The 3346-nt window shown below is 62.5% G+C and carries 3 protein-coding genes; 2 read left to right on the top strand and 1 reads right to left on the bottom strand.

All coding sequences use genetic code 11. The features are described 5' to 3' along the window. Positions 1–800 (bottom strand): substrate-binding domain-containing protein (locus EOA24_RS31600; protein WP_133374707.1); only part of this gene is annotated, 800 nt, incomplete at its 3' end. 359 nt (positions 801–1159) lie between these two features. Between EOA24_RS31600 and EOA24_RS31595 the strand changes: the two genes are divergently transcribed. Together EOA24_RS31595 and EOA24_RS31590 are read left to right on the top strand one after the other, a co-directional pair. Continuing rightward, positions 1160–2515 carry an ABC transporter substrate-binding protein gene (locus EOA24_RS31595; protein WP_126079920.1) on the top strand — a complete coding sequence of 452 codons (1356 nt, stop codon included), beginning with the start codon at positions 1160–1162 and terminating at the stop codon, positions 2513–2515. A 191-nt stretch (positions 2516–2706) separates the two neighbouring features. Beyond that, on the top strand, positions 2707–3346 hold a 640-nt coding region (locus EOA24_RS31590), incomplete at its 3' end, for a sugar ABC transporter permease (RefSeq protein WP_133374706.1).

The raw sequence follows: 3346 nt of genomic DNA, 5'->3' as shown, positions 1-3346 counted from the left end.
GGTATCGTCAGGCCAAGATCGCGCACGGCGCGCACGACGCCCAGCGCCATGATCAGACTGGAGCAGACGATCGCCGTCGGCGGCTCACTGTCCTCAAGCAGGCGGCGGGCGGCGCGATAACCGTTTTCCTCGGTCATGGTCACCGAGCGGATGAGACGCTCGCCGAGCGTCATCCCGCTCGCGACAAGCGCCCGGCGCATGCCGCGCTCGCGGTGGATGGCGAAGGTCTCGCGCTCATTGCCGTTGATCAGCGCCAGGCGCTTGTGGCCGAGCTGAAGCAGCAGCCGCGCCGCTTCGTGGAAGGCGCCCTCATTGTCGATGTCGAGATAGGGATAATCGAAATCCAAACCTTCGCTGCGGCCATGGGCAATGAAGGGTATGCCCAGCGTATTGACCAGGGCCAGCCGCCGGTCGGCCGGACGCGGCGAGGAGATGTAGACGGCGTCGACCTGCCGGTTGGCGACGATGCGGCGGTAGGTGGTCTCCTCATCGTCGGCATCAGCGGGCGACAGCACCAGGTCGAGTTCGTGCGACCGGGCATAGTCGCCGAGGCCGGAGAGGAATTCGACGAAATGCGGATCGATGTCGACGGCGGCGCCCGTCGGCAGCACATAGCCGATCATGCCCGACTTGCCGGTGGCGAGCCGGCGCGCGCTGGGGTTCGGCCGGTAGCCGTGGCGCTTGGCGGCGTCCATCACCCGGCGCCGGGTTTCCTCGCTGACCTCGGGGTAGCCGTTCAATGCCCGACTGACCGTGGTCTGCGAAAGCGACAGCATGTGCGACAGTTGCTTGAGGTTCATCGGAGGCCTCCAGCCTCAAAGCGCTTTCAATTTTAATCGACCCGATGATGGCTGGCGCAATCGCCAGACGAGGTGAGCTTAGAGGCGCATCGACCGTGTTTGAAGCCAAAATTGCTGCTGCAGCGCCAAAAAAGCTTGCTGCACTGCACTTTCTTCAGGCATTCGGCCTTTTTTAAATCGATTAGCAACACGAGCCTCTTGACTTCATGACGATTCAATGGCGAGATCAAGTTAGCCAAAGCGCTTTGGAACACTCTTCGAAAGGTTGCGGTTGCCTTCTCGCTGAGTCACAGTTCCGTGGGCGTCGGCGGATGAAATGGAGGTTTCGTCCGAACTGTCTCAACACTGGGAGGACTGCGATGAAGAAAATGCTTCTCTTGGGTGCCGCGTTCGCTGCGCTCACCCTTGGCCTGCCGGCACATGCCGAACTGAAGTTCAAGCCGGGCGAGGATTCGAAATTCCACTGGGCGAACTACGACGACCTCAAGAAGGTCGACCTCAAGGGCGAGACGCTGACGATCTTCGGGCCGTGGCGCGGCGAGGACGAGACGCTTGTGCGTTCGGTTCTCGATTATTTCCAGGAAGCCACCGGCGCCGAGGTCAAATATTCCTCGTCCGAGAATTATGAGCAGCAGATCGTCATCGACACCCAGGCCGGCAGCCCGCCCAACATCGCCGTCCTGCCGCAGCCTGGCCTGATCCAGGACCTTGCTTCCAAGGGCGTGCTGACCCCGCTGGGCGACGACGTCGCCGCCTGGATCAAGGAAAATTATGCCGCCGGCGACTCCTGGGCCAAGCTCGGCACCTATAATGGCAAGGACGGCAAGGCCGGCTTCTACGCCTTCCCCTACAAGATCGACGTGAAGGGTCTGGTCTGGTACTCGCCGGATAATTTCGACGAGGCCGGCTACAAGGTGCCGAAGACCCAGGAAGAGCTGGCCGACCTCGAGAAGAAGATCGTCGCCGATGGCGGCAAGCCCTGGTGCATCGGGCTCGGTTCGGGCGGCGCCACCGGCTGGCCGGCGACCGACTGGGTCGAGGACATCATGCTGCGCACACAGCCGCCGGAAGTCTACGACAAGTGGACGAAGAACGAGATCCCGTTCACCGACCCGGCCGTGGTCAACGCCATCGACATCTTCGGCAAGATCGCCACCGACGACAAGATGGTGGATGGCGGCGCCAAGGCGGTCGCGGCGACCGACTTCCGCGACAGTCCGAAGGGCCTCTTCACCGTGCCGCCCAAATGCTACATGCACCATCAGGCCTCATTCATTCCTTCCTTCTTCCCGGAGAACGTGAAGCTCGGCCAGGATGCGGACTTCTTCCCCTATCCGCCCTACGCCTCCAAGCCGGAGCTGGGCACGCCGCTGGAAGTGGCCGGAACGCTGGTGATGATCACCAAGGACTCCAAGGCCTCGCGCGAGTTCATCAAGTTCCTGCAGATGCCGCTCGCGCATGAATTGTGGATGGCGCAGAAGAGCTTCGTCACCCCGTTCAAGGCCGCCAACAAGGACGCCTATGGCAGCGACGCGCTGAAGAAGCAGGGCGAGATCCTCGTTGGAGCCACGACGGTGCGGTTCGACGGCTCCGACCTGATGCCCGGCAAGGTCGGCGCGGGCTCGTTCTGGACCGGCATGATCGACCTGGTCGGCGGCAAGTCCGCGCAGGACGTCGCCGCCGACATCCAGAAAAGCTGGGATGCCATCAAGTAGCCATCCGGCAAACAGACCGCCGCGCGCGGCCTGATATTTTCCTCATCCTCCACCAGGATCCGGGCTACGGCCCGGATCCGACCGGCGGTCCACGCCGGAAGCCTTCGCGTTTCGATCGTTCCGAATAACCGAAAGTCGGTGCATCCGACCGCCAGCCCCGGCTGGCCGGTCATGCGCAGGGAGAGGGACCCATGGCGGCTCAGATTTTCTCGGCCATATTCGTCATCATCATCGGCGTCGGCGGCTGTGTCGCCTATTTCTGGGGCGCCAACAAACTGCTCGATCTCGTTTTCCCGTCGCGCGGCGTCTCAGGCGCGGCAGCCGTCGACAATCTGCGCCGCCAGGGCCTGGTGCGGCCCTGGCTGTTCGTCGGCCCGGCGATGATCATCCTCACCATCTATCTGATCTACCCGGTCATCGAGACGCTGCGGCTCTCCTTCCTCGATCGCGGCGGCGAGAATTTCGTCGGCCTCGCCAATTACGAATGGGCGTTCGGCGACCACGATTTCCGCAACTCGATCCTCAACAACATCCTGTGGCTGGCGGTGGTGCCGGCGGCCTGCACCTTCCTCGGGCTGATCATCGCCGTGCTCACCGACAAGATCTGGTGGGGCACGATCGCCAAGAGCCTGATCTTCCTGCCGCTGGCCATCTCCTTCGTCGGCGCCAGCGTGATCTGGAAATTCATCTACGAGTACCGCGGCGAGGGCCAGGTGCAGATCGGCCTGCTCAACGCCATCATCCAGTATTTCGGCGGCCAGCCGCAGGTGTGGATATCGCTGCCGTTCTGGAACAATTTCTTCCTGATGGTGATCCTGATCTGGATCCAGA

It is taken from the genome of Mesorhizobium sp. M2A.F.Ca.ET.039.01.1.1 (genome assembly GCF_003998035.1).
GTDB lineage: Bacteria > Pseudomonadota > Alphaproteobacteria > Rhizobiales > Rhizobiaceae > Mesorhizobium.
The sequence above is the reverse complement of the archived record's forward strand: the minus strand, read 5'-3'. Positions and strand labels throughout refer to the sequence as shown.